The organism is Janthinobacterium sp. LS2A (assembly GCF_036543145.1).
GTDB lineage: Bacteria > Pseudomonadota > Gammaproteobacteria > Burkholderiales > Burkholderiaceae_D > Janthinobacterium > Janthinobacterium aestuarii.
The window spans coordinates 70,455-95,207 of sequence record NZ_JAZHPB010000013.1 but is presented as its reverse complement, the minus strand read 5'-3'; the positions used below and the strand labels follow the sequence as shown (position 1 = coordinate 95,207).

The 24,753-nt window shown below is 62.5% G+C and carries 22 protein-coding genes; 7 read left to right on the top strand and 15 right to left on the bottom strand.

Going from position 1 to position 24,753, the window contains the following annotated elements:
- On the top strand, positions 1-486 hold the full coding sequence (locus V3C40_RS26800) for an SRPBCC family protein (protein ID WP_046683204.1): 486 nt from the start codon (positions 1-3) through the stop codon (positions 484-486).
- Between the two features lies 1 nt (position 487).
- On the opposite strand, the gene V3C40_RS26795 is transcribed toward V3C40_RS26800, so the two are convergent.
- Together V3C40_RS26795 and V3C40_RS26790 are read right to left on the bottom strand one after the other, a co-directional pair.
- Positions 488-1,609: an HD-GYP domain-containing protein gene (locus V3C40_RS26795; protein WP_331778977.1), complete on the bottom strand. Its 1,122-nt coding sequence runs from the start codon at positions 1,607-1,609 to the stop codon at positions 488-490.
- A 166-nt stretch (positions 1,610-1,775) separates the two neighbouring features.
- Positions 1,776-3,224, bottom strand: coding sequence for a dihydrolipoyl dehydrogenase (locus V3C40_RS26790; protein WP_331778976.1), 1,449 nt, complete (start codon positions 3,222-3,224; stop codon positions 1,776-1,778).
- 128 nt (positions 3,225-3,352) lie between these two features.
- Between V3C40_RS26790 and V3C40_RS26785 the strand changes: the two genes are divergently transcribed.
- A complete protein-coding gene (locus tag V3C40_RS26785) occupies positions 3,353-4,243 on the top strand; it encodes an ArgP/LysG family DNA-binding transcriptional regulator (RefSeq protein ID WP_331778975.1) in 891 nt (296 codons plus the stop codon).
- Here the strand turns inward: V3C40_RS26785 and V3C40_RS26780 are convergent, their stop codons facing one another.
- Positions 4,244-6,301: a primosomal protein N' gene (locus V3C40_RS26780; protein WP_331778974.1), complete on the bottom strand. Its 2,058-nt coding sequence runs from the start codon at positions 6,299-6,301 to the stop codon at positions 4,244-4,246.
- Positions 6,302-7,143: 842 nt separating this feature from the next.
- Entirely contained in the window at positions 7,144-8,229 is a 1,086-nt protein-coding gene (gene hemE, locus V3C40_RS26775) for a uroporphyrinogen decarboxylase (protein ID WP_072457493.1), read from the bottom strand.
- A 198-nt stretch (positions 8,230-8,427) separates the two neighbouring features.
- Here hemE and V3C40_RS26770 point away from each other — a divergent pair, with 198 nt between their 5' ends.
- The 5 genes from V3C40_RS26770 to V3C40_RS26750 all read left to right on the top strand — a co-directional run bounded on the left by V3C40_RS26770 (position 8,428) and on the right by V3C40_RS26750 (position 17,768).
- Positions 8,428-10,371, top strand: coding sequence for a dipeptidyl-peptidase 5 (locus tag V3C40_RS26770; protein ID WP_331778973.1), 1,944 nt, complete (start codon positions 8,428-8,430; stop codon positions 10,369-10,371).
- Entirely contained in the window at positions 10,368-14,537 is a 4,170-nt protein-coding gene (locus V3C40_RS26765) for a DEAD/DEAH box helicase (protein WP_331778972.1), read from the top strand. Before V3C40_RS26770 ends, V3C40_RS26765 begins: the two co-directional genes overlap by 4 nt.
- Positions 14,538-14,606: 69 nt before the next feature.
- Positions 14,607-15,095 carry a hypothetical protein gene (locus V3C40_RS26760; RefSeq protein WP_070303742.1) on the top strand — a complete coding sequence of 163 codons (489 nt, stop codon included), beginning with the start codon at positions 14,607-14,609 and terminating at the stop codon, positions 15,093-15,095.
- Positions 15,096-15,236: 141 nt separating this feature from the next.
- A complete protein-coding gene (locus tag V3C40_RS26755; protein WP_331778990.1) occupies positions 15,237-17,096 on the top strand; it encodes a DUF885 domain-containing protein in 1,860 nt (619 codons plus the stop codon).
- A 171-nt stretch (positions 17,097-17,267) separates the two neighbouring features.
- Complete coding sequence (locus tag V3C40_RS26750) at positions 17,268-17,768, top strand: hypothetical protein (RefSeq protein WP_331778971.1); 501 nt, start codon at positions 17,268-17,270, stop codon at positions 17,766-17,768.
- A gap of 84 nt (positions 17,769-17,852) precedes the next feature.
- Here V3C40_RS26750 and tatC read toward each other — a convergent pair whose 3' ends face one another.
- The 11 genes from tatC to hisC all read right to left on the bottom strand — a co-directional run bounded on the left by tatC (position 17,853) and on the right by hisC (position 24,747).
- Entirely contained in the window at positions 17,853-18,608 is a 756-nt protein-coding gene (gene tatC / locus V3C40_RS26745; RefSeq protein ID WP_034753858.1) for a twin-arginine translocase subunit TatC, read from the bottom strand.
- Complete coding sequence (gene tatB, locus V3C40_RS26740; protein ID WP_034753856.1) at positions 18,605-19,138, bottom strand: Sec-independent protein translocase protein TatB; 534 nt, start codon at positions 19,136-19,138, stop codon at positions 18,605-18,607. The genes tatC and tatB overlap by 4 nt, the downstream gene beginning before the upstream one ends.
- 48 nt (positions 19,139-19,186) lie before the next feature.
- Positions 19,187-19,423, bottom strand: coding sequence for a Sec-independent protein translocase subunit TatA (gene tatA, locus V3C40_RS26735; protein ID WP_034753854.1), 237 nt, complete (start codon positions 19,421-19,423; stop codon positions 19,187-19,189).
- A gap of 80 nt (positions 19,424-19,503) precedes the next feature.
- The gene (locus V3C40_RS26730; protein WP_034753851.1) at positions 19,504-19,875 is read right to left on the bottom strand and encodes a histidine triad nucleotide-binding protein; all 372 of its coding nucleotides are present in this window, start codon (positions 19,873-19,875) and stop codon (positions 19,504-19,506) included.
- 15 nt (positions 19,876-19,890) lie between these two features.
- The gene (locus V3C40_RS26725; protein ID WP_034753849.1) at positions 19,891-20,262 is read right to left on the bottom strand and encodes a phosphoribosyl-ATP diphosphatase; all 372 of its coding nucleotides are present in this window, start codon (positions 20,260-20,262) and stop codon (positions 19,891-19,893) included.
- A complete protein-coding gene (gene hisI / locus V3C40_RS26720) occupies positions 20,259-20,696 on the bottom strand; it encodes a phosphoribosyl-AMP cyclohydrolase (RefSeq protein ID WP_034753847.1) in 438 nt (145 codons plus the stop codon). Before hisI ends, V3C40_RS26725 begins: the two co-directional genes overlap by 4 nt.
- Before the next feature lie 20 nt (positions 20,697-20,716).
- Positions 20,717-21,478 (bottom strand): imidazole glycerol phosphate synthase subunit HisF, encoded by a 762-nt coding sequence (gene hisF, locus V3C40_RS26715; protein ID WP_034753845.1) that lies wholly within the window; start codon positions 21,476-21,478, stop codon positions 20,717-20,719.
- Positions 21,479-21,539: 61 nt separating this feature from the next.
- On the bottom strand, positions 21,540-22,313 hold the full coding sequence (hisA, locus tag V3C40_RS26710) for a 1-(5-phosphoribosyl)-5-[(5-phosphoribosylamino)methylideneamino]imidazole-4-carboxamide isomerase (RefSeq protein ID WP_034753842.1): 774 nt from the start codon (positions 22,311-22,313) through the stop codon (positions 21,540-21,542).
- A 55-nt stretch (positions 22,314-22,368) separates the two neighbouring features.
- Positions 22,369-23,007, bottom strand: coding sequence for an imidazole glycerol phosphate synthase subunit HisH (gene hisH, locus V3C40_RS26705; protein ID WP_072457435.1), 639 nt, complete (start codon positions 23,005-23,007; stop codon positions 22,369-22,371).
- Between the two features lie 35 nt (positions 23,008-23,042).
- Complete coding sequence (hisB, locus tag V3C40_RS26700) at positions 23,043-23,633, bottom strand: imidazoleglycerol-phosphate dehydratase HisB (protein ID WP_010402123.1); 591 nt, start codon at positions 23,631-23,633, stop codon at positions 23,043-23,045.
- Positions 23,634-23,652: 19 nt separating this feature from the next.
- The gene (gene hisC / locus V3C40_RS26695) at positions 23,653-24,747 is read right to left on the bottom strand and encodes a histidinol-phosphate transaminase (protein ID WP_331778970.1); all 1,095 of its coding nucleotides are present in this window, start codon (positions 24,745-24,747) and stop codon (positions 23,653-23,655) included.
- Positions 24,748-24,753 lie beyond the last annotated feature (6 nt).

Here is a 24,753-nt window from a genome sequence, read left to right as displayed (position 1 = left end):
ATGAAATTTGAACACCTGATTGAAATCAACGATCCCTTGAACCCGCTGATCGACACCTTGACTCTGGAACAGGTGTGGCGCGGCCTGGTCTTGCGCGCCGAGTCGCCGAAGCTGTTCGTGCCGCACCTCGACGAATGCCAGATCAGCGAACGCAGCGACGCCGGTTTCGCGCGCAGCCTGCGCTATGGCGAGCTGGTCATCAACGACAAGGTGGTGCTGATACCGCAACTGCAGGTGCGCTACGAAGTGCCGGCGCAACAGGATATCAGCGCGTCCTCGCTGGTGATGACCATCGAAATGCCCGACGAAGCGAGCATGTGGGTGCGCTTCCAGTACGACGACGGCCACGACGCGGCCACCGACGCGGCCAATGCCCTGTACGACGACTTCCGCCGCTCGGCCTACAAGGAGTCCGACATCGACACGGTGCGCATCATGCGCGAACTGGCGCTTGAAGGACGGCTCGATGCGGGCTTGCTGAACTAAATCAAATTCGCGCGCTGCGGCCCCACAACTGATCGGGGCGAAACTGGAGTCCCGCCTGCTCGGCGCTCAGCACTTCGCGAATCGCATGCAAGTCCACGCGCGTATCGCGCCGCAGCGGCACTTCCAGGCGCGCGCCGCGGGGGCCGACCAGCGACTGCACATGGGGCGTGGTGGCATTCAGCCCCTTGCGCGTGACGACGCCGACTTCCCCATTCAACAGTTTGACGAAGGTGCCGACCGGGTAGATGCCCAGCTCGCGCACCAGCAGCGAGGCCAGCGGCGCATCGAGGGTGGCCTTGTCGGCCATCAGCATTTCGCGCAGGGCCACGTTCGGCAGCAAAGGCTGGCGGTAGCTGCGCTTCGATACGCGCGCGCAATAGCGGTCGGCCAGCATGATCAGGCGCGCGCCGATGCCGATCGCCTCGCCTTGCGTGCCCAGCGGATAACCGCTGCCATCGATATTTTCATGGTGCTGCAGCACGGCTTGCAGCCAGACGGCATCCGTCACGCCAGCCGCGCGCAGCAAATCGACACCGGCTTGCGGATGGGCGCGCAAATAGGCGCGTTCCTGCGCGTCCAGCGGCCCCGCCTTGTGCTGGAAATCGGCGTGGCGTTCCAGCATGCCCACATTCATGCTCAGCGCGGCCAGCAGCACGCTGCGGATCACGCCATCATCGAGTTTCAGGGCGCGCGCCAGCAAGGCCGTGATGACTGCCGTATCGACGCTGTGGCGCACGGCAAAGTCGCCCGCGCCCTGGTTGTGCAGGATGCAGGCCAGCGCCACGTCGGCATCCAGAACAACAGCCTCTTCCACCAGCTGCGCCAGCGGCGCGAGGGATGCATGGCTGCCCGCCTGCCCGGCGGCAATGGCCGGCAAGACGAGGGCCAGGCCCGCCGTGACGAGGTTGAGCATGCGCAGGGCCGACGGTGCTTCTGTGGCTGTGCGCGGCACGTCCGCGCTGGTATCGGCGATGACGCCGCGCGCCAGCAGCAATGCGATCTGGTTCTCGCTGCTGATGACATGGCCCAGCCTGGCCAGCAAGCTGCCCGTTTCGCCGTGCACGTCCCAGGGCAGGGCCACGCCCAGGGCGAGTTCTCCCGCGTAAATGCGCCGAATTTTCACATCGTCTCCGTGTCATCGCCAGCCGCCACCCTTTTTACCATTGCGGCATGGGCGGCATGTGCCAATTGAAATGTTTTTTGCTTTTAATCAATATTTCAATGTGGCAGCGATGATCGCGCAATCATGTGAGCTTGTCTACAAAATTATGTAAATCATAAAGTTGCCTTCAAGGTCCCGGTGTGCAGTCGGCGCAGCCGGGCGCGTGTTCCGGGTCTTTTTCCAGGTGCAGCGCCAGCTCGCGCAAGGCCGTGCGCACGCCTTCTTCGATGACGGGGTGGTAGAACGGCATGTCGAGCATGGCCGGCACCGTCAGCTGGGCTTGGCATGCCCAGGCCAGCAGATGGCCCAGGTGTTCCGCCCTTGGGCCGATCAGCTCGGCGCCGAGAAAACGCTTGCTGCCGAATTCCGCATACACGCGCAGCAAGCCCTGGTTTTGCAGCATCACGCGGCTGCGGCCCTGGTTGCCGAACGACACGGCGCCGACGGCGAAGCGGCCCGCGTGGCTCACGCACAATTGCTGGTACGTCGCGCCCACGGTGGCGATCTGCGGTTCCGTGAAGGCGATCGTCAACGGCGTGCGGCGCAAGCCCGGTTTGACGTCGGGAAAGCGCGCCGCGTTGTCGCCCGCGATGCGGCCCTCGTCGGCCGCTTCGGGCAGCAGCGGTAGTTCGTTGTCGGCGTCGCCGGCGATGAAGATGGCGCTCTTGCCGCATTGCATGGTGTGCGGATCGTGCAGGGGAATACCGTGGTGGTCGAGCTCGATTTGCGCCGTTTCCAGGCCGATCTTGTCCACGTTCGGCGCGCGGCCGATGGCGGCCAGCACATACTCGAACTGCTCGGTTTTTTCCACGCCGGCGTCATCGCGGCTGGTCAGCACGATACCGCTGCCGTCCGGCGTTTTTGCCATGTGCGCGACCTTGGTCATGAAACGGATATCGAGTTCGCGCGCCAGCACGGCGTCCGCCTCGCGCAGCACCAGCGGGTCCGTCAGCTGCGCGACTTTATTGCCGCGCGCAAACAAGGTCACGCGCACGCCCAGGCGTGCCAGCGCCTGGCCCAGCTCCAGCCCGATGACGCCGCTGCCGACCACGGCCACCGAGCTGGGCAAATCCGTCCACTCGAACACGGCGTCGCTGGTGATGACACGCTCGCCCGCCGCCCGCCACTCGGGCGGCACGATGGGCGTGGAACCGGTGGCGATGACCACGCTGGCGGCCTCGACGATCGTATGCTCATCCACCTGCAGCTTGCCAGGGGCGATGAAGCGTGCATGGCCGCGCAGTTTTTCGTCGTCGGGAATGGCATTGACGCCGTCGAGCACGAAGCCGACAAAGCGGTCGCGTTCGCTCCGTACCCTGGCCATCACTTGCCGGCCATCGATGCGCACAGGCCCCGGATGCACGCCGAAAGCGGGCGCGGCAGCCACCGCATGGGCCGCCTCGGCCGCCGCGATCAGGAGTTTGCTGGGCATGCAGCCCACCCTGGCGCAGGTCGTGCCGTACGGTCCGCTTTCTATCATCAGCACGCGCTTGTCCTGCATGCGCGCCGCCCTGTGCGCCGTCATGCCGGCCGTGCCGCTGCCGATCACGGCCACATCCACTTGTATCGTCTTCATGGTGCTATCCATCCACTGAGGTTGCTCACAGCGTTCGATACTACCCGTTTGCCGAAAATAAGGTTTTACTTTGCAGCAATATATGCATTAGTATAACTAATCATTTTCAAAATTTATAAGCTGAGCTAATGGGATCACTCGATTATCGCGCGCTGGCCGTGCTGGATGCCGTGGCCAGCCATGGCAGTTTCGACAAGGCCGCCCTGGCGCTGGGCATCACCCAGTCGGCCGTCTCGCAGCGGATCAAGGCGCTGGAAGACGCCAGCGGGCGATTGCTGATCATCCGTGGCCAGCCAGCCGTGCCGACGGGCCTGGGCCAGCGCCTGATCGTGCATCACCGCAACGTCAAGCTGATGGAAGCATCGCTCGACATCGACCTGGGCAACAGCGTCAGCATGCCGGAAATCGCCATCGCCATCGATGCCGACAGCCTGGCCACGTGGTTCCCCGACACCTTGTCCGCCCTGCTGGCGCCGCCGCGCTGCCAGCTCGACGTGCGCCTGGCCGACAGCGACAGCGCCCTGCAAATGGTGCGCGACGGCTCCGTGTTTGGCTGCGTGGCAGCCGAGTCCGGCACAGCGATCGACGCGGCGGCGGCCACCAGCGTCACGCCGCTGGGTACCTTGCGCTATGTCTGCGTGGCAACACCCGTGTTTGCGGGCCATTGGTTTGGCGATGGTTTTATTGCCGAAGCGGTGCAACTGGCACCGGCTGTCGTAGGCCAGCACAGCTTGCTGGCGCGTTTCCTCGCTGAACAATTGAGCATGCGTGAACCATTCCCCCACCACACCTTGCCGGTGGAAGCGGCGCGCCGCGGCTGCGTCCAGGATGGCCTGGCCTACGGCCTGATGCCGCAGCGCCTGGCCGCGCCAGCGCTGGCGGCGGACCGTCTCGTGGATCTGATGCCGGGCAGTACCCTGGACGTGCCGCTGAGCTGGCATGCCTGGACCCTGGACACGCCGTTTACCAAGCTGTTGTCGGAACAGATCGTCAAGTCGGCGCGCAACTACCTGCAGTAATCAAATATCGAGCGGGTCCACTTCCAGCGACCATTTCACGCGCGTCTTCATGGCGCGCAGCTCGGCTAACCACTCCTTCAAAAATGCCTGCAACGCGGGCCGCGAAGGCGATTCCAGCAGCAGCTGGGCGCGGTCCACGTTGTAGACGCGCGTCATGCTCATGGGAATCGGGTCATTGATGGTCACCTGCGGGTGTTCCATGCACTCTTTCGCCGCCTGCAGGAATTCGATGGCCGTGGCCAGCTCGGGCGCCTCGGCGCGCAGCAGGGCCTGGAATAGATACGGCGGCAGCGCCGCCTGCGCCCGCTCTTCCAGCAAGGTGGTGGCGAAGTGGTCGTAATCGTGGTTGACGACGGCGTCGTACAGCGGATGGCGCGCATAGCGCGTCTGGATCAGCACCTCGGACACGCTGCCCCCTTCCGTCTGCGCGGCCCGCCCGGCGCGGCCAGCCACCTGCATCAATTGCGCGAACAGCCGTTCGCTGGCCCGGTAATCCTGCGAAAACAGGGCCGTGTCCGGATTCAAGATGCCGACCAGGGTCAGCTTTTTGAAATCGTGGCCCTTGGCCACCATCTGCGTGCCGATCAGAATATCGACTTCGCCCCGGTGCACGGTGTCGAACGCTTCCTGCGCGCTGCCCTTCTTGCGCGTGGAATCGGCGTCGATGCGCAAAATGCGCGCCTCGGGAAACAATTGCTGCAAGCCCTCTTCCACCCTTTGCGTGCCGCGTCCCAGCGGCTGCAAGTCGACGTTGCCGCACGTGGGGCAATGGCGGGGAATGCGCAGTTCCAGGCTGCAATGGTGGCAGCGCAAGCGGTGTTCGGGTTTGTGCAGCACCATGAACGAGGTGCAGCGCGTGCAATTGCTGATCCAGCCGCACGATTCGCAGCAGATGACGGGCGAATAGCCGCGCCGGTTCAGGAACAGCAGCGACTGCTCCCCGCGCTCCATGCGCAGTTTCAAGGCGGCTACCAGATGCGAAGTCAGGCCATCTTTCGGCTTGTCGCGCTCCATGTCCAGGATCTTGACGCGCGGCAACACCGCATTCCTGACGGCCCGTTCGCGCAATTCCAGCTTGCGATAGCGCCCCGTCTGTGCGTGGTGCCAGCTTTCCAGCGAGGGCGTGGCCGAACCGAGCACGATGGGAATTTGCAATTGCCAGGCGCGCCACACGGCCAGGTCGCGCGCCGAATAGCGCAAGCCTTCCTGCTGCTTGTAGGAAGGATCGTGTTCCTCGTCGATGACGATCAGTTTGAGCTTAGGCAACGACGCCAGGATGGCCAGCCGCGTGCCGAGCACGATGCGCGCCTGGCCCTGGTGGGCGGCCAGCCAGTGCAGCATGCGCTCGCCCTCGGACAGGCTGCTGTGCAAGGTAGCCAGCATGACGCCGGGAAAGCGCGCACGGATATTGCCTTCCAGCTGGGGCGTGAGGTTGATTTCCGGCACCAGAATCAGGATTTGCGCATCGTCCTCGCGCGCCAGCACCTGGGCGCAGGCTTGCAGATACACTTCCGTCTTGCCGCTGCCCGTCACGCCGTACAGCAGGGTCGGCTTGAAACCCTGGGCGCCGCCGATGGCATCCGCCGCCTCCTGCTGCGCCGGGTTGAGCGCCGGCATGTTCAGCGGCGTGCCGTCGTGCGCATCGGCCAGCTTGCCCAGCTTCTTGATGGCGCGGTCCAGCGCCACGGTGGTGAGCACGCGCAAATTCTTCGGCAAACCGGGCAGCGCCACTTCGCCGAGCGGACGCTGGTAGTAGTCGGCGGCAAAGGCGGCCAGCGCCAGCCACTGTGCCGACAGCGGCGCCAGCTGGCTGCGCACGGCCAGCACGTCCTTCAATTTCGCGGCGGGCACGTCGGTGCTGTCGGAGACGCCGACGATCAGCCCCATCACTTCGCGCCGGCCGAACGGCACCAGCGCCAGCTGTCCCACTTGCGGCAGCGGTGCGGCGGCGTCCGCACCGGCATCGGCCGCCGCGTTCCAGCGGTAGTCGAACAGGGCGTTCAAGGGCGTGTCGAGCGCGATTTTCAGGATGCACGACGTCAAAATGCACTGCGACATGGGAGGTGGGCCTATCTCAATAAAAAAGCGCGCCGCAGGGTCGGTGGCGCGCGGGATGTCCGGCATCAAGCCAGCGGGCCATGATACTTGTTTCGCCCATCAAACACCTAACGGCAGGCAGGACAGCGTGTCATCGTGCCTGAAGAAAATTCTGTGGATAACTTTGTGGACAAAGCAAAATTAACTTTCAGAAAAATGTGGACAGAAAATTTCGATCGCCGTCAAGAGCGGCACGCAAGAAAAATTACCCTTTTAAAATCAATGGCTTAAAAATTGATGCCCGGGAAACCATAAATCCACAGGGCATTTCCGCCGCTGTGCATAACTGAACCATTTGTAATGTATTTATACAGAAATCAGCACCGTTTTGATGCATGCGATCCGCAAAAATACGGGAGGAATGAAGCAAAGTTGACAATTGCCGGGCAAGCGTTCGTTTTTTGCTGACGAGCGGCGAAACATTGTTCAATTATCATGCACTGCAACATGCACTTCAGGTGAAACCTGAACATCGGCGCTAAGTATCGGTTAACAAAATACTTTTCAATTTTATCCACAGAATCTGTTGATAACTTTGTGGACAATGAAGGAATAAGGCAAGCGAACGAAAGAATAACCTTATCAATAGCAACAAAGTCCGCCGAACAATGGATTTTTTATGTCTTAATAATCAAGCACTTGCAGAGCATCCCCGGGCATGGCTTTTACGGTGCCTCTTATTTCCGCAGCAAAAAAAATTGTGCATAAGTCGGTATTTCTTGCTAGGGCGCAGCAAAGAAAAAGGCAGGCTTCCGCTGGAAAGCCTGCCTTTTCTTGTCCCTGAACCAGGGGGAAGCGAATACTTACTGGCCGCTGCGCATGGCGCGGCTCATGCTGTGCACGGCTTCCACCATGGCTTCCACGGATTCCGGCGGCGTGAACTGGGAAATACCATGGCCCAGGTTGAATACGTGACCCGTGCCGGCCGATGGCGCGCCAAACGCGTTGAGCACTTTCGCCACTTCGGCGCGGATCTGCTCGGGGCTGGCGAACAGGATGGCCGGGTCGAGATTGCCCTGCAAGCCCACTTTATGACCGACCAGCTGGCGCGCGCGCGTCAGGTTGACGGTCCAGTCCAGGCCCACGGCATCGGCGCCGATGTCGGCGATCTGCTCGATCCACTGGCCGCCGCCCTTGGTAAACACGATGGCGGGAATCTTGACGCCATCCTTGTCGCGTTTCAGCTGCGCCACCACTTGCTGCATGTAGGCCAGCGAGAATTCCTGGTAGGCGCCGTCGGCCAGCGCACCGCCCCACGAGTCGAAAATCATCACGGCTTGCGCGCCGGCATCGATTTGCGCATTCAGATACTGCGCCACGGAGGTGGCGTTGATCGCCAGGATGTGGTGCATCAGGTCCGGGCGGTTGTACAGCATCTTCTTGATGGTGTGGAACTCTTTCGAGCCACCGCCTTCCACCATGTAGCACGCCAGGGTCCACGGGCTGCCGGAAAAACCGATCAGCGGCACGCGGCCATTGAGTTCCGTGCGAATTTGCGTGACGGCCTTGAAGACGTAATCGAGCGACTCCAGGTCCGGCACTTGCAATGCCTTCACGTCCTGTTCCGTGCGCAGCGGACGCTCGAACTTCGGGCCTTCGCCATCGGCGAAATACAGGCCCAGACCCATCGCGTCAGGCACCGTCAGGATGTCGGAAAACAAAATCGCCGCGTCGAGCGGGAAACGCTCCAGGGGCTGCAAGGTCACTTCGGTCGCGTAATCGGGATTCTTTGCCAGGCCCAGGAAGGAGCCGGCCCGCTCGCGCGTGGCGCGGTATTCGGGCAGGTAGCGGCCCGCCTGGCGCATCAGCCAGACAGGGGTGTGCTCGGTTGGCTGGCGCAGCAGGGCGCGCAGGAAAGTATCATTCTGGAGCGGAGCAAATTGTGGCATGGCAGGCAATCGAGCTTGGAGAAGCGGTATTATCGCATCCAATCGCTGCCATTTCATTGATTCCGGTGCCGCTTTGCAGCATTTGCCACGCACAGCGATGACTTTCGTTGTGCCTGCCCTTCCATTATGATGATGCACGCCGCCGCGCGCCCTGACCCTGCCTGGCGGCCCTTGATCCCCTCACTACACGGAGCCCGCATGACCTCGACCGCATCCAGCACCACTTATGGCATTTGGCCATCGCCGATCAGCGCGACCATCGTCGCCGCCGGCGCCTCGCCGCTGACGCAGCTGGCCCTGGGCGGTGCGGATGGGGCCGACGTGTTCTGGCTGGCCGGGCGCGCCAGCGAGGCGGGCCGCAATACCCTGCTGCGCCAGCGCGGCGCGCGTGTCGATGAACTGACGCCGGCGCCGTTCAATGTGCGCACCCGCGTGCATGAATACGGCGGCGGCGCGTATGCCGTGGCCGGCGATACCGTGTATTTCTCGCATTTCGCCGACAATTGCCTGTACCGCGTGAGCGGCGACGGCGCGCCTGAAGCGTTCACCACGGGCGGCAACACGCGCCATGCGGACTTCGTCGTCGATGCGGCCCGTTCCCGCTTGATCGCCGTGCGCGAACAGCACCCGGCGGAAGGCCATGCGCATCCGGAAAACAGCCTGGCGGCCGTCGGCTTCGACGGGCGTGAAACGGTGCTGGCGCGCGGTCACGATTTCTATGCGGCGCCGCGTTTGTCGCCGGACGGCAGCCAGCTGGCCTGGATCAGCTGGGACCACCCGCGCCTGCCGTGGCAAGGCACGGAACTGTGGCTGGCCGACGTGCAGGCTGACGGCAGCCTCGGTTCGCCGCGCCTGATCGCCGGCGGCGCGCGCGAATCGATTTGCCAGCCGGAATGGTCGCCGAACGGCTTGCTGCATTTCGTTTCCGACAGCAGCGGCTGGTGGAATCTGTACCGCCTGCATGGTGCCGACATCGAGGCGCTGTGCCCGATGGAAGCGGAATTTGCCACGCCGCACTGGACCTTCGGCGGCAGCATGTACGGTTTTCTGTCCGACGACGAAATCGTCTGCACGTATATCCAGGCCGGTGTCAGCTACCTGGCGCAATTGAACGTGGCGGCGGCCAAGCTCGAGCCGATACCGCACCCCTACCAGGAAATCCGCGAACTGCGCGTGGGCCCCGGCTTCGTCGCGCTGCTGGGTGGCAGCCCGACCATCGCGCTGGAACTGGCGCGCATCGATTTGTCCAACCATGAGCTGGAAGTACTGGCGCAGTCGATCGCACACTTGCCCGCGCTCGAGTATTTGTCCGTGCCGCGCAGCTTGAGTTTTCCAAGCAGCAATGGCCGCACGGCTTACGCCTTCTTTTATGCGCCCACCAATGGCGACGTGCAGGCGCCGGCGGGAACCTTGCCGCCCGTCATCGTCATCAGCCATGGCGGCCCCACCAGCATGGCCAGCAATACCTTGAAACTGGCGACGCAATACTGGACCAGCCGCGGCATCGGCGTGCTCGACGTCAACTATGGCGGCAGCAGCGGCTTCGGCCGCGAATACCGCGACGCGCTGCGCGGGCAATGGGGCATCGTCGACGTGGAAGACTGCATCGCCGGCGCGCGCTACCTGGCCGCCAACGGCCTGGCCGACCCGGAGCGCCTGATCATCCGCGGCGGCAGCGCGGGCGGCCTGACGACCCTGTGCGCATTGACGTTCCACGACGTCTTCAAGGCGGGCGCCAGCTACTATGGCGTATCCGACCTGAAGGGCCTGGACGACGATTCGCACAAGTTCGAATCGCGCTACACCGATTACCTGATCGCTTCGCAGCCGCAAGCCGAGGCGCTGTACCTTGAGCGCTCGCCCATCCACCACACGGACAAACTGTCGCGCCCGATGATCTTCTTTCAGGGCCTCGACGACAAGGTGGTGCCGCCGCAGCAGTCGCAGCTGATGGTCGACGCCCTGCAGGCGCGCGGCGTGCCTGTCGCGTATGTGCCGCTCGAAGGCGAGGGCCACGGCTTCCGCAAGGCGGAAAACATCGTGCGCACCCTGGACGCGGAACTGTATTTCTACCAGCGCGTGTTCGGTCTGCCAGTGGCGGCCGGCGAACCGCCCGTCCACATCGCCAATTTGTCCGCATGACAGACCAGCTCTTGCTTGACGAATTTGCCGCCCTGGAGCAGCACGAGCAGATGATCCTGGCCCTGCTGGCGATCACGGGCGAACCGGTGGGCAAGCATGCCGTGTATGAACACTTACAGCGCGCCAATGTCGTCGAGCCGGACGGCACGCCGTTCGCCCTGCTCACCGTCACAAACATGCTGCAGCATTTGACGCGGCACGCGCTGACGTCCGAAGTGGTGGGACGGGGCTTTGCCTGCGAAGCGAAGCTGCGCTGGCCCGCCATGCGCGCGGCCATCGAGCACCTGGTATTTCGCGACCTGTGCCAGGCCATCGAGCTGATCAACCCCGTGCGCCGCAACTGGGATGGCTATGTGGAATTGCGCAGCTACCGGCAAGGCGTGGCGCGCCTGCGCATCGCCCTGCTGCGCAACGACGAGGTGCGCCACGTGGCCGCCATCCTGGCTGCCTGCATGGCCTGCTATGAAGCGCAGCAGCTGCATCCGCTGATCGAGATTTTCGGCCGCCCGTTCGAGCCGGAAATGCTGTCTTTCGTCATGCCGCAATTGCAGGATGACATCCTCGCCGTGCTGCTGGGCAACGCCCCGCGCGAGCCGGCCACGGCGCACGCCATCCGCACGTATGCGCGCGCCCACCATGCGCGCCAGACGGCCGCCGGCGACCATATCGGCGCCGCCCTGCCGCTGGCCCTGGCCGAAGATGCCCTGCTGTGCGGCGAACTCGACGCGGCCGCCCGTTACCTGGCGGGCCAGCAGGGGCCGCAGGCGCTGTTTGTCGACAGCAGCATCGCCCTGTTGCGCGGCGAACATGCGCACGCCGTGGCCGGCTTTGAAACGGCCTTGAAAGGGCTGCGCAAGGAGGCGGGCAAGCGCAAGCTGTGCTTCACGGGCATCGGCGGCCATTTGTACGTGCTGGCGCTATTGCGCGGCAACGACGCCAAGCTGCTGAAAAACGCGGAAACCTATCTCGATATCGCGCTGCACGCGCAGCCGAACCACGACAGCATCGTCTACCAGCAACTCAATACCTTGCGCCTCGTGCGTGCCGGCGTGCAGCAAGCGGAAAGCATTTCCACGCGCAGTTGGGAAACGGGACTGCAGCCGCAGCTGTTCCAGGCCTTGCTGTACTACTGGCTGGCGCTACCGCAATTGAGCGAACGCAAGGACCAGCTGCGATCGCTGGTGCAGCAAGCGGACGCGGCCGGCTACGATCTGATCGCCGCGCAGGCGGCCGGCTTGCTGGGCTTGATGGGCGAGCCGCAGCAGGAGCGCTATGCCACGGCCAAGCGGGCGCAACATGGATTGACGGACATGGCGCCGTGGTTCGAACGCCAGGAAGCGTGGCAGCGCCAGCTGAGCGCCCTGATCAACCTGCAGCAGAACGCGCCCGCCGAAGCGCTGGGCGGCGTGTCGCGGCTCGTATGGCTGGTGGCGTTCGATCCGCGCTTTGGTCTCACGGCAGTGGAAGTGCGCGAGCAGAAACGCGACGCGCGCGGCGGCTGGAGCAAGGGCCGCGCCATGGGTCTCAAACGCCTGGCCGAGGAAGCGGGCGACATCGATTTCCTCACGCCGCAGGACGCCCGCGCGGCCGGCAGCATCGCGCCGTTCAAGCAATACTATTCATCGGCGCCCCGCTATGAAGTCGAGCTCGACAAGGCCGCCATCCTGCTCGTCGGCCACCCGCTCGTCTTCTGGCTCGACAACCCCGACACGAGAGTGGAACTGATCGCCGGCGCGCCCGAACTGCTGATCAAGTCGCACGAGGGGCAACTGTGGCTGGGCATGCAACCGCCCCTGCCCGACAGCGGCAGCAATGTCGTGGTACAGCGCGAGACGCCGACGCGCTTGCGCGTCGTGCACATCCTCGACGAACACCGGCGCATCGGCGCCATCGTGGGCCTGGGCCTGTCCGTGCCCCTGCATGCGGAAAAACAGGTGATGCAGGCGATCGGCGCCATCTCGTCCATGGTCACCGTGCAATCGGACATCGGCGGCGGCGCCGGCGACGCGGAAGCGATCACGGCCGACCACCGCCTGCACGTGCATTTGCTGCCCTACCAGCAGGGCCTGAAAATGCAGATTTTAGTCCGCCCACTGCTCGACAACGGCGCCTATTACGCGCCGGGCAGCGGCGCCGAAAGCGTGTTTGCCGATGTGGCAGGCCGTGCCGTGCAAGCGCGGCGCGACCTGAACGCGGAACGCGAAGCGCAGCGCCAGCTGATCGGGAAATGCCTGGTGCTGGAAGAGGCGGAAGAAGAGCATGGCGAGTGGCTGCTGGGCCAGCCTGCTCTGGGCCTGCAATTGCTGGTCGAGCTGCAAGCGCTCGACCCGAATGGCATGGTATTGGCGTGGCCCGAGGGCGAAACCATGCGCGTGTCGAAACGCATCGACAGCGGCCAGATGCGCCTGAATATCAAGAGCGAAAAAGATTGGTTTGCCGCCAGCGGCGAAGTGCAGATCGATGAAGACAAGGTGATGGATTTGCGCGCCCTGCTCGACTTGATGCAGAACAATAAAAGCCGCTTCGTGGCCCTGGGCGACAACCAGTTCCTGGCCCTCAGCGACGAACTGCACCGGCGCCTGTCGGAACTGGCCGCATATGGCGAGGCGCATGCCGATGGCGTGCACATCCACCCGCTGGCCGCGTTTGCGCTGGAAGAGCTGGTCAACGATGCGGGCGGCGTGAACGCCGACAAATTGTGGCGCGAACACTTGCTGCGCCTGCGCGCGCTCGACGACTATCAACCGCAGCTGCCCAGCACCTTGCAGGCGGACTTGCGCGACTACCAGCTGGCCGGTTACGAATGGCTGGCGCGCCTGGCGCACTGGGGCGTGGGCGCCTGCCTGGCCGACGACATGGGCCTCGGCAAGACCTTGCAAGCGCTGGCGCTGATCCTGGCGCGCGCGCCGAACGGCCCCACCCTCGTCGTCGCCCCCACGTCCGTGTGCATGAACTGGATCAGCGAAGCGCAGCGCTTCGCGCCCACCTTGAACATCAAACTGTTCGGCAGCGGCGACCGCGCCGACATGCTCGATACATTGCAGCCGTTCGATGTGGTGGTGGCCAGCTATGGCTTGCTGCAGCAGGAAGCGGCCATGTTTGCCGGCGTGCACTGGCATACGATCGTGCTCGACGAAGCGCAGGCGATCAAGAATGGCGCGACCAAGCGCTCGCAAGCCGTGATGGCCCTGCAAGGCGATTTCCGCATGGTGGCCAGCGGCACGCCGCTGGAAAACCATTTGGGCGAATTGTGGAACCTGTTCCGCTTCATCAACCCGGGCTTGCTGGGCACCCTCGACCAGTTCAATTTGCGCTTCGCCGGGCCCATCGAGAAGGATCAGGACAAGCGGGCGGCGGCCGGCGCGCGCTTGCGGCTGCGCCGCCTGATCGCACCATTCATCCTGCGCCGGACAAAAACGCAAGTGCTGTCGGAGTTGCCGTCGCGCACGGAAATCGTGCTGGAAGTGGAATTGTCGCCGCAGGAAACGGCGCTGTACGAATCGTTGCGCCGCGAAGCGCTGGAAAAGCTGGCCATGGTGGAAGGGCCGGCATCCAAGAAGGCCATCCAGATCCTGGCGGAAATCATGAAACTGCGCCGCGCCTGCTGCAATCCGCAACTGGTGGCGCCCGAGCTGGGCCTGGCCAGCAGCAAGCTGGCGGCGTTCGCGCAACTGCTGTCGGGCTTGCTGGAAAACCGCCACAAGGTACTCGTCTTCAGCCAGTTTGTCGACCATCTGACCCTGATCCGCCAGCATCTGGAACAGCATGGCGTGCGCTACCAGTATCTCGACGGCAGTACGCCCATGCAGGAGCGCAAGCGCCGCGTCGACGCCTTCCAGGCGGGCGACGGCGATGTCTTCCTGATCAGCCTGAAGGCGGGCGGCATGGGCATCAATTTGACGGCGGCCGATTACGTGATCCACATGGACCCGTGGTGGAACCCGGCCGTGGAAGACCAGGCCTCGGACCGCGCCCACCGCATGGGGCAATTGCGCCCCGTTACCATCTACCGGCTGGTGGCGAAACATACGATCGAGGAAGGCATCGTCGAATTGCACCAGCATAAGCGCGACCTGGCCGACAGTCTGTTGGAAGGCAGCGACGCGGCCGCGCGCATGTCGGCCAATGACATGCTGGGCATGCTGCAGGAAGGGTTGAAGCGATGAGCTTGAAAAAATGAACGGCGCCGCCGCGTTCCATGCGATGATCCATTTTTCCTGTTGCTCTCCCACGCCATGACCGACTATATCGCCACCAGCGCCGGCCAGCGCGCCACCTTTTTGTGCGGCAAATCCTGGACCGCCTACGTCAGCACCTTCCTCATTGCCGTGCTGCTGTTTTTTGCCGCCCTGCCGCTGGCCTTCAAGTACAACACGCGCGCCGCCTTCATCGTGCTGGTCGGCTCGGCCCTGATCGTCGGCTACCGCCTGCTGACGATACGCAGCTACCAGCTGTACTACGATGAGGCGGGCGTGTGGCTGGCATCCGGCATCTTGCCGTGGAAAAAGAAACTCACGGGCGTCAAATGGCGCGACATGGATGAAGCCGTCTATGAAACGAACTTCTGGAGCTGGCTGTTCCAGTCCTACACGGTGCGCGTCAGCCAGCGCTACACGCAGGAAACGGAAATCCACGCCACCGGCATGGCGCGCGGCAAGGATGCCGTGGCGGCCATCAATGCGCGCCACCAGGAACTGCTGCACGGCAGCGCCATCGTCGTCTAGCGCCGCAGGGGCAATTAGTGCTAATCTTTGGGCCGCCCAGGCAAGCAAGGCCAACCTTTCAATAGTTGTTTGTTACTTATATTATCAGTTTATTATTTTCTGATGAGGGCAAACGACAAAATATTCAAGAGATAAACTATGCTGATAAAAAATAAAGTTGCGCTCGCCGCATTGATGATGGCCTTTACCCTGACACCGGCCAGCGCCGCGAAGAAGCCGCAGAAAAACAGCAAGGCCAGCACCAGCAGCAGCAAGAAGAAAACCGTCGCCAAGAAAGCGGCCGTCGTCACGGCGGCAACGGCAGCCACGGTCGCGGCCGTCGCCAGCGAGAACAGCAGCGACCGCTCCATGAATAACCTGAGCGGCCAGTTCCTCACGGCCCTGTGGCGCCTGGACCCGGAAAGCGCGATTTCCGTCGGCAAGTACGATGGCGCCGCCAACCTGAGCATTCCCGACGCGGCCAGCCGCCAGAAGCAACTGGCCTTCATCGAAGAATGGCTGGGCAAGTTCGGCAAGCTCAATGCCGGCAAAATGTCGGACAAGCAACGTACCGACCTGGCCTTGCTGACCAATAAACTGCAATCGGGCCGCTGGTATCTGACCACCTTCCGCGAATTCGAATGGAATCCCGCCCAGTACAACGTGGCCGGTTCCATCGACTTCATCCTGAACACGGAATACGCGGCCCAGCCGCAGCGCCTGCGCACCTTGCTCAAGCGCATCGCCACCGTGCCGCAATACTATGCGGCCGCGCGCGCCAGCATCGTCAACCCGACGCGCGAACACACGCAGCTGGCCATCGCACAGAGCGCAGGCGTGCTCAGCGTGCTTGACGACTTGAACAAGACGGCACAGGGTTCCATCCTGACGCCGGCGGAAAAACAGCTATACAACGCGCGCATCGCTGCGGCCCGCACGGCCGTGCAAGGCTACGCGGCCTGGCTGACGGAACAGGATGCGGCGCTGGCGCAGAACGGCAATGCGCGCTCCTTCCGCATCGGCAAGGATTTGTACGAACAGAAATTTGCCTACGATATCCAGGCCAGCGTGAGCGCCGAGCAGATGTACCAGAAAGCCCTGGCCGCGCGCGAAAAGCTGCTCGAACACATGGATAGCCTGTCCGATGAGCTGTGGGTGAAAACCATGGGCAACACGGCCAAGCCGGCGGACCGCACGGCGAAGATCGGCATGGTGATCGACAAGCTGTCGAGCAACCACGTGGCGGCCGCCGATTTCGTGCCGGAAATCCGCCGCCAGATTCCCGAGTTGCAGGAATGGGTGACCAGCCACAACCTGCTGACGATGGACCCGAAAAAGCCCCTCGTCGTGCGTGAAACGCCCGCTTACCAGCGCGGCGTGGCCGGCGCCAGCATCGAGGCGCCCGGCCCGTACCGTCCGCAAGACCGCACCTATTACAACGTGACGCCGCTCGATGGCGAAACGCCGGAACAGGCGGAAAGCAGCTTGCGCGAATACAACCACTGGATCTTGCAGATCCTGAATATCCACGAAGCCATTCCCGGCCACTACACGCAGCTCGTGTACGCCAACAAGTCGCCGTCCTTGGTCAAGTCGATCTTCGGCAATGGCGCCATGATCGAAGGCTGGGCCGTGTATGGCGAGCGCATGATGCTCGAATCGGGTTATGGCAACAACGCGCCGGAAATGTGGCTGATGTATTCGAAGTGGAACTTGCGCAGCGTCACCAACACCATCCTCGACTACAGCGTGCACGTGCTGGGCATGACGGAAGCGCAAGCGCTCGACCTGCTGACGCGCCAGGCCTTCCAGACCCAGCGTGAAGCGAAGGAAAAATGGCGCCGTGTGCAGCTGAGCTCGGTGCAACTGACCAGCTATTTCAGCGGCTACAGCGAAATCATGGACTTGCGCGAACAGCGCAAGCAAGCGCTGGGCAGCAAATTCGTGCTGAAGGATTTCCACGAGCAATTCCTCAGCTACGGCAGCGCGCCCGTGAAAGTCATCAAGGAACTGATGAATTAACTTGTACGCCTCCTCTCCTTGCAAAGGGCGCTGCGGCGCCCTTTTTGCATGCGTTTGCGCCACCGCAAACCGCCGGCGTGCCTGTCCATTACGCTGACGGGAAGGCAGGCGCCACCGCACTCCTCACTGGCAATTGCCGATTTTCCTGCTAGGCTGGATACAGGAGCGTCCATGCATATGCCCATCCAGTTCGACACCCTCGATTACGCCAAACGCCTCGCCTCGGCCGGCGTGCCCACGCAGCAGGCGGAAGCCCATGCGACGGCCTTGGGCGACGTACTGGGTTCGGCTGTCGTCGTGCATGGCGAACTGGCGGCGCTCGAGCGCAATCTGCTGGGGGAAATCAAGCTGGTGTCGCACAACGTCGATACCAAGGTGGGCGCGCTGGAGTTGAAGATCGATGCGCTGGAGCTCAGACTCGATACCCAGATCGATGCACTGGACCTGAAACTCGATACGAGGATCGATGCGCTGGAGCACAAATTCGATACTAAATTAGACGCCTTGGAACACAAATTCGACGCCAAATTTGACACATTCGAGCACAAATTCGACGCCCGCCTGGAACGCCTGGACTTGCGCCATGGCGCGGACATGAAACACGTGTACTGGATGATGAGCACCCTGATCCTGCTCAACCTGGGCATCCTCAGCAAACTGATGCTGCAGTAAGCACCCACCAACTTTCCGGACGATAAAAAAGCCGCTGCTCCCGAAGGAGGTCAGCGGCTTTTGCTTGCGTGTATTGCAAACCGTCTAGGACGCTTCTTCCGGCGCCTGCGTGGCCTTGACGAAGATGGGCGCTACCAGCAGGCCCAGCTCGAACAGCAGACACATCGGGATGGCCAGCGAGAACTGGCTGACGACGTCCGGCGGCGTGACGATGGCGGCAATCACGAAGGCGCCGACGATGATGTAGGGACGCACTTCCTTGAGTTTCGCAATAGAAACAATGCCCATGCGCACGAGGATCACCACCACTACGGGCACTTCGAACGTGGCGCCAAAGGCCAGGCACATCGACATGACGAAATCGAGGTAGTTTTCGATATCGGGCGTCACCGCGATCGACGATGGCGAAAAGTCGCTGATGAAGTGGAAGACGCGGCCAAACACAAAGAAATAGCAGAAGGCCACGCCGGCCATGAACAGCAGGGAAGACGAGATGACCAGCGGCGCGATCAGGCGCTTTTCATGCGTGTACAGGCCGGGGGCGATAAATGCCCACATCTGGTACAGCACCCAGGGCAAGGCGACGATGAAGGCGATCACCAACGTCACTTTCATCGGTACGAGGAACGGTGAAATGACGCCGGTGGCGATCATTTTCGAGCCGGCCGGCAGCGAGGCGATCATCGGCGCCGCGATAAAATCGTAGATCTGCGAGGGGCCGGGCCAATAGAACAGCACGGCGCAGACGACGGCGATGCCGATCGACGCCTTGACCAGGCGGTTGCGCAGCTCGACCAGATGCGAGATAAAAGTTTCTTCCACCGGGGATTTGCTACTCATGAGTAAAAGGAGGAGGAACTGGTGCGCGGACGGAAGCGCGCCACGCGGGCGGCCGCCGACTGCACGTGCAGCTTGCCGCCATGGCGCTGCTTGTACCAGCCAGGGATGGCGGAATTGCGCACCAGCTTCTTGCGGCGGAATTCGCGCGCCTTGCGGGCCAGGTCTTCATTGGTGGCGCGCAGCATGGCTTCATGGGCATCGTGATGCTCATCATACGAACTCGAATCGCCACGCCAGGCGTTTTCCACCTCGGCCAGGTTGCCGGAGATCGAATTTTCCACGCCATGCATGGATTTCTCCACGCTTTGCTTGACGGAATGGGCCGCATCCTGCACTTCCTTCTGCAGGTTTTTCAGCTCTTCCATTTCAATTTCGCGCGAGACTTCGGATTTCACCTGGTTCAGGTAGCGTTGCGCGCGGCCATACAGGGTACCGGCCATGCGCGCCACTCTCGGCAACTTTTCAGGGCCGATAACTATCAACGCAACCACGCCGATGATGGCGATTTTAGAGAGACCGAGATCGATCATAAGCGGACAAGGGCCGTTACCGGACGAGGCAAGCGCCCCGCCACGCTATCAGGACTTGCTTTTCTCTTTCGTCTCGACGTCGATGGTGCTTTTGTCGGCCACTTGCGATGGCGCAGCAGGAGGGGTATTGGCTGCCGGGGCGTCATCTTCGCCCTTGACGCCATCCTTGAAGCCTTTGACGGCCTTGCCGATATCACCGCCGATATTGCCCAGTTTCTTGGTGCCGAAGACCAGCATCACAATGACCAGAACGATCACCCAGTGCCAAATACTCAATGAACCCATCACATTCTCCTTGCGGGACGGTGCCCGAATAGCGTCAACCAATGCCGGTAGTATACACGTGAACCCGGCGCGCAGCGAAATCAGTGTTGACCGCGCCAGGGACGGGGACCGCCGTACACATGCATGTGCAGGTGATACACCTCTTGCCCGCCGTTCGGGCCGCTGTTGATCATGGTCTTGAAGCCGCCGGCGGGCGCGCCATCGGCTTCATACGTGACGGCGCAACCGAACTCGGCAGCAAGTTTCGGCGCCAGGCGCAGCAGCTTGCCCAGCATGTCCGTATGGCTGTCGTCGCAATCGGACAGGCTGGCCACGTGGCGCTTCGGGATCAGCAGCAGATGCACGGGGGCGGCCGGATTGATATCCTTGAAGGCCAGCAAGTCCTCGTCTTCATACACGATGCTCGAGGGAATTTGTTTTGCGGCAATCTTGCAGAAAATACAGTTATCCACGCATGCTCCAGTAGGTCAGTGTTTGTCTGTTTCGCCGGCGTCGCGCAGCTCATCCTTGCGTGCCGCCTTTTCTTCCAGGCCGGACAGGCCTTCGCGGCGCGCCAGCTCGTCGAGTACCTGCTGCGGCGTCAGGTCGAACTGCGCCAGCATCACCAGCGAGTGGAACCACAGGTCGGCGCATTCATACAGCACCTTCGACGGGTCGTTGTCGCGGCGCGCATCCTTGGCGGCCATCACGGTTTCCGTGGCCTCTTCGCCGATTTTTTTCAAAATCGCGTCATCGCCCTTGGCAAACAGGCGCGCGACATACGACGTGGCCGGGTCGCCGCCATTGGCCAGCTTGCGCGATTCGATCACGGCGGCCAGGCGCTTCAGGGTTTCGCTCATTTGCTCTTGCTTTCCGCGTAAATCGTCTCAGGGTCTTTCAGGACGGGGTCGGTGACTTGCCATTCGCCCGTTTTTTCGTCGCCTTCGAATTTCTGGAAGAAACACGAATGGCGGCCCGTATGGCAGGCGATGCCGCCCGCCTGCTCGATTTTCAGCAAGACCACGTCTTCGTCGCAATCGAGGCGGATTTCCAGCACCTTTTGCGTGTGGCCCGACTCTTCGCCCTTGTGCCACAGTTTCTTGCGCGAACGGCTCCAGTATACGGCTTCGCCCAGCTCCACCGTGCGCGCCAGCGCATCGCGGTTCATCCAGGCGAACATCAGCACGTCGTTGCTGCCCGCTTCCTGCGCGATCACGGGCACGAGGCCGTGCTCGTCCCATTTGACCTTTTTCAGCCACTTGGCATTGCTTGCTACGATGGTTCCGTTTTGCATGTTCTTCTATCCTGCTGATTTTACGCCAGACGCATGGGAATGCCCTGCTGCGCCATGAAACGCTTGGCTTCCTGCACCGTGTGCTGGCCATAGTGGAAAATGCTGGCGGCCAGCACGGCATCCGCGCGGCCCACCTTGATGCCGTCGACCAGGTCCTGCAAGCCGCCCACGCCGCCCGAGGCGATGACGGGGATGCTGACGGCGTCGGACACGCCGCGCGTCAGGCCCAGGTCGAAGCCGACTTTGGTGCCGTCGCGGTCCATGCTGGTGAGCAAGATTTCACCGGCGCCCAGGCTTTCCATTTTACGCGCCCATTCGAACGCGTCCAGGCCCGTGGCAGTGCGCCCGCCATGGGTAAACACTTCCCACTTGCCGGGCGACACCTGCTTGGCGTCGATGGCGACGACGATGCATTGCGAACCGTGCTTTTGCGAGGCCTCGTACACGAGCTGGGGATTCGTCACGGCCGAGGTGTTGATGCTGACCTTGTCGGCGCCCGCATTGAGCAGCCGGCGCACGTCTTCCACCACGCGCACGCCGCCACCCACCGTCAGCGGAATGAACACTTGCGACGCGACGGCTTCGATGATGTCGAAGATCAGGCCGCGGTTGTCGCTGGACGCGGTAATGTCGAGGAAAGTGATTTCATCGGCGCCCTGCTCGTCATAGCGGCGGGCGATTTCCACCGGGTCGCCGGCGTCGCGCAATTCCGTGAAATTGACGCCTTTGACGACGCGGCCATTGGTCACGTCGAGGCAGGGGATGATACGTTTTGCAAGCATGATGGTATCCAGATTGTCACCAGGCCAGGGCGTGCGCAGGCACGCTCCCGGCCGGGCAGGCTTAAACGGCGGCGTCGGTCAGTTCGTCGGCGCGTTCTTGCGCCTGCGCCAGGTCGATCGTGCCTTCATAGATGGAACGGCCGCAGATCACGCCTTCGATGCCTTCGGCCTGGACCGCGCACAGCGCTTCCACGTCGCCGATATTGTGCAGGCCGCCCGAAGCGATGACGGGGATCTTGACGGCTTGCGCCAGCTTGACGGTGGCGTCGATATTGATGCCGCCCATCATGCCGTCGCGGCCGATGTCCGTGTAGATGATCGATTCGACGCCGTAGGCTTCGAATTTTTTCGCCAGGTCGATCACTTCGTGACCCGACATCTTGCTCCAGCCATCCGTTGCCACTTTACCATCCTTGGCATCGAGGCCGACGATGATGTGGCCGGGGAAAGCGCTGCAGGCGTCATGCAGGAAGCCGGGGCTTTTCACGGCCGCCGTGCCGATGATGATGTAGGTGATGCCGGCGTCGAGGTAGCGCTCGATGGTGTCGAGGTCGCGGATGCCGCCGCCCAGCTGCACGGGGATTTCCTCGATGTCGTTTTCCACGGCGAAATCTTGCACGGCCTTCAGGATGGCCTTGACGGCGCCCTCGTTCTTCGGCTTGCCGGCAAAGGCGCCGTTCAGGTCGACCAGGTGCAGCCGGCGCGCGCCTTGCATCAGCCAATGGCGGGCCATGTCGGCCGGGTCTTCGGAAAATACGGTGGCAAGTTCCATATCGCCTTGTTTCAGGCGTACGCAGTGACCGTCTTTCAGGTCGATGGCGGGAATGAGCAGCATGGTCAGTGTGATTTAAAAGTGAGTGAGGGGCGGAAAAAAAGCCGGAGAGCTAACGTTAAGGTTGCCAGTGAACGAAGTTCTTGTACAGCTGCAAGCCAGCGGCAGCACTTTTTTCAGGGTGGAACTGTGTGGCGAAAATATTATCACGGGCGACGGCGCAAGCGAACGGCGCACCGTAGACAGTCTCGCCCACCGTGTGCAACGCCTCTTGAGGTTGAGCAAAATAGCTGTGCACAAAGTAAAAATAGGCGTTGTCGGCGATACCATCCCACATGACATGGGACGCCGTTTGCCGCACTTGGTTCCAGCCCATTTGCGGCACCTTGAAGCGCGAACCGTCTTCCTGCACCTGGCCGTCGAGCTGGAAACGCACGACTTTGCCGGGCAGCAAGCCCAGACCGGCCGCGTCGCCCTCTTCGCTGCCGTCGAACAGCATTTGCTCACCGATGCACACGCCCAGCACGGGCTTGCTGTCGGCGGCGCGCAGCAGCGCTTCGAGCACGCCCGATTCGCGCAGGCTGCGCATGCAGTCGGGCATGGCGCCCTGGCCCGGCAAGACGATGCGGTCGGCGCTGTCGATGTCTTGCGCCAACCCGGAAATGCGCACGTCGGCTTCCGGCGCCACGGCGCGCAGCGCTTGCGCCACCGAGCGCAAATTGCCCATGCCGTAATCCACCACCACAATTTTATTCATGTTTGATCTCGGAATCTACAGTGGTTCGCGGGCGCTTACAGGCTGCCCTTGGTCGATGGAATGATGCCGGCCGCGCGCTCATCGAGCTCGGCAGCCATGCGCAGCGCGCGGCCAAAGGCCTTGAACACGGTTTCGCATTGATGGTGGGCATTCGTACCGCGCAGGTTGTCGATATGCAAGGTCACGCCCGCATGGTTGACGAAGCCGCGGAAAAATTCCAGGGTCAGGTCGACATCGAAGCCGGCGATCATGGCGCGCGTAAACGGGATGTGGTATTCGATGCCCGGGCGGCCCGAGAAATCGAGCACCACGCGCGACAGCGCCTCGTCCAGCGGCACGTACGCATGGCCGTAGCGGCGGATACCCTTCTTGTCACCGATGGCCTTGGCCACGGCCATGCCCAGGGTGATGCCCACGTCTTCCACTGTATGGTGGTTGTCGATATGCACGTCGCCCGTCGCTTCGATATCGAGGTCGATCAAGCCGTGGCGGGCGATCTGATCCAGCATATGGTCGAGGAAGGGCACGCCAGTGTTCAGCTTTTGCTGGCCGGTGCCATCGAGGTTGAGGGCGACGCGAACTTGCGTCTCATTGGTGTTGCGCGTGATTTCTGCGGTGCGGTTCATGGGAGGCTCTGGCGGTAGGCTAAACGAGGGATGCCTTGAAGGCATCGTAAAAAAGGGAATTTTCTTCCGGGGTGCTGACGCTGATGCGCAGGCAATTGGCCAACGCAGCATGCATTTTACTCATATTTTTAATTAAAACCCGGCGGGCAAGCAGTTTTGCGCAAACATCGTCGGAATCAGCCACACGAATCAGAAGAAAATTTGCCTTCGAGGGAAATACCGTCACGCCGGGCAACTGCGCCAGGCGCAGCGCCAGGTCGTCGCGCGCGCTGTTGAGCAGGGCCGCCTGGGCATTCAACACGTCGAGGTGATCGAGCGCGAATTCAGCCGCCGCCTGCGTCAGCACGTTCACATTGTACGGCGGGCGCACTTTCTCGAATTGCGCCAGCAGGGCCGGCGCGGCCGACATGTAGCCGAGGCGGATGCCGGCCAGGCCCAGTTTCGACACGGTGCGCATCACCACCAGGTTCTCGAACTCGGGCAAACGGCCCATGAAGCTGTGCTGCGCGAACGGTTCATACGCTTCGTCGACGATGGCGATGCCCGTGTCACCCAATGCGGCCAGGATGCGCTCGATGTCGGCGCTGGCAAACAGGTTGCCCGTCGGGTTGTTCGGATAGGCGAGGAAGACCAGCGCCGGGCGGTGTTCTTCGATGGCCGCCAGCATGGCCGGCATGTCCAGGCTGAAATCGGCCTGCAAAGGCACGCCGACGAAATCCATGCCGGCAAACTGCGCCGAGCGCGCATACATGACGAAGGCGGGAACGGGCGCCAGCAGCACGGCGCGCTTGCCCGGCTCCTGATGCGCGCACGCCATGGCCAGGATGGAAATGAGTTCATCGGAGCCGTTGCCCAGCATGACGTCGTAGCCGGCGGGCACGCCGAGCTTGGCGCAGATGGCCGCCTGCAGACTGGCATACGACGGCGGATAGCGGTTCAATACCACGCCGGCCAGGCGCACGCCCAGTTCCTCGCGCAGATGCGGCGGCAGCGGATACGGGTTTTCCATCGCATCGAGTTTGATGTAACCGCTGGCATCGGCGACCTGGTAGCTTTTGACGGCCCGCACATCGGCACGCACGGTGTTGCTGATTAACTGATCGAGGAAAGACATGCTGCA

Coding starts and splice junctions, on each gene's coding strand:
- hisC (WP_331778970.1), bottom strand. CDS start 24,747: ATGTCTTTCCTCGATCAGTTAATCAGCAACACCGTGCGTGCCGATGTG.
- V3C40_RS26750 (WP_331778971.1), top strand. CDS start 17,268: ATGCATATGCCCATCCAGTTCGACACCCTCGATTACGCCAAACGCCTC.
- hisF (WP_034753845.1), bottom strand. CDS start 21,478: ATGCTTGCAAAACGTATCATCCCCTGCCTCGACGTGACCAATGGCCGC.
- tatA (WP_034753854.1), bottom strand. CDS start 19,423: ATGGGTTCATTGAGTATTTGGCACTGGGTGATCGTTCTGGTCATTGTG.
- hemE (WP_072457493.1), bottom strand. CDS start 8,229: ATGCCACAATTTGCTCCGCTCCAGAATGATACTTTCCTGCGCGCCCTG.
- V3C40_RS26800 (WP_046683204.1), top strand. CDS start 1: ATGAAATTTGAACACCTGATTGAAATCAACGATCCCTTGAACCCGCTG.
- V3C40_RS26725 (WP_034753849.1), bottom strand. CDS start 20,262: ATGAGCGAAACCCTGAAGCGCCTGGCCGCCGTGATCGAATCGCGCAAG.
- hisB (WP_010402123.1), bottom strand. CDS start 23,633: ATGAACCGCACCGCAGAAATCACGCGCAACACCAATGAGACGCAAGTT.
- V3C40_RS26790 (WP_331778976.1), bottom strand. CDS start 3,224: ATGAAGACGATACAAGTGGATGTGGCCGTGATCGGCAGCGGCACGGCC.
- V3C40_RS26770 (WP_331778973.1), top strand. CDS start 8,428: ATGACCTCGACCGCATCCAGCACCACTTATGGCATTTGGCCATCGCCG.
- hisH (WP_072457435.1), bottom strand. CDS start 23,007: ATGAATAAAATTGTGGTGGTGGATTACGGCATGGGCAATTTGCGCTCG.
- V3C40_RS26780 (WP_331778974.1), bottom strand. CDS start 6,301: ATGTCGCAGTGCATTTTGACGTCGTGCATCCTGAAAATCGCGCTCGAC.
- tatC (WP_034753858.1), bottom strand. CDS start 18,608: ATGAGTAGCAAATCCCCGGTGGAAGAAACTTTTATCTCGCATCTGGTC.
- V3C40_RS26765 (WP_331778972.1), top strand. CDS start 10,368: ATGACAGACCAGCTCTTGCTTGACGAATTTGCCGCCCTGGAGCAGCAC.
- V3C40_RS26785 (WP_331778975.1), top strand. CDS start 3,353: ATGGGATCACTCGATTATCGCGCGCTGGCCGTGCTGGATGCCGTGGCC.
- tatB (WP_034753856.1), bottom strand. CDS start 19,138: ATGATCGATCTCGGTCTCTCTAAAATCGCCATCATCGGCGTGGTTGCG.
- hisI (WP_034753847.1), bottom strand. CDS start 20,696: ATGCAAAACGGAACCATCGTAGCAAGCAATGCCAAGTGGCTGAAAAAG.
- V3C40_RS26760 (WP_070303742.1), top strand. CDS start 14,607: ATGACCGACTATATCGCCACCAGCGCCGGCCAGCGCGCCACCTTTTTG.
- hisA (WP_034753842.1), bottom strand. CDS start 22,313: ATGCTGCTCATTCCCGCCATCGACCTGAAAGACGGTCACTGCGTACGC.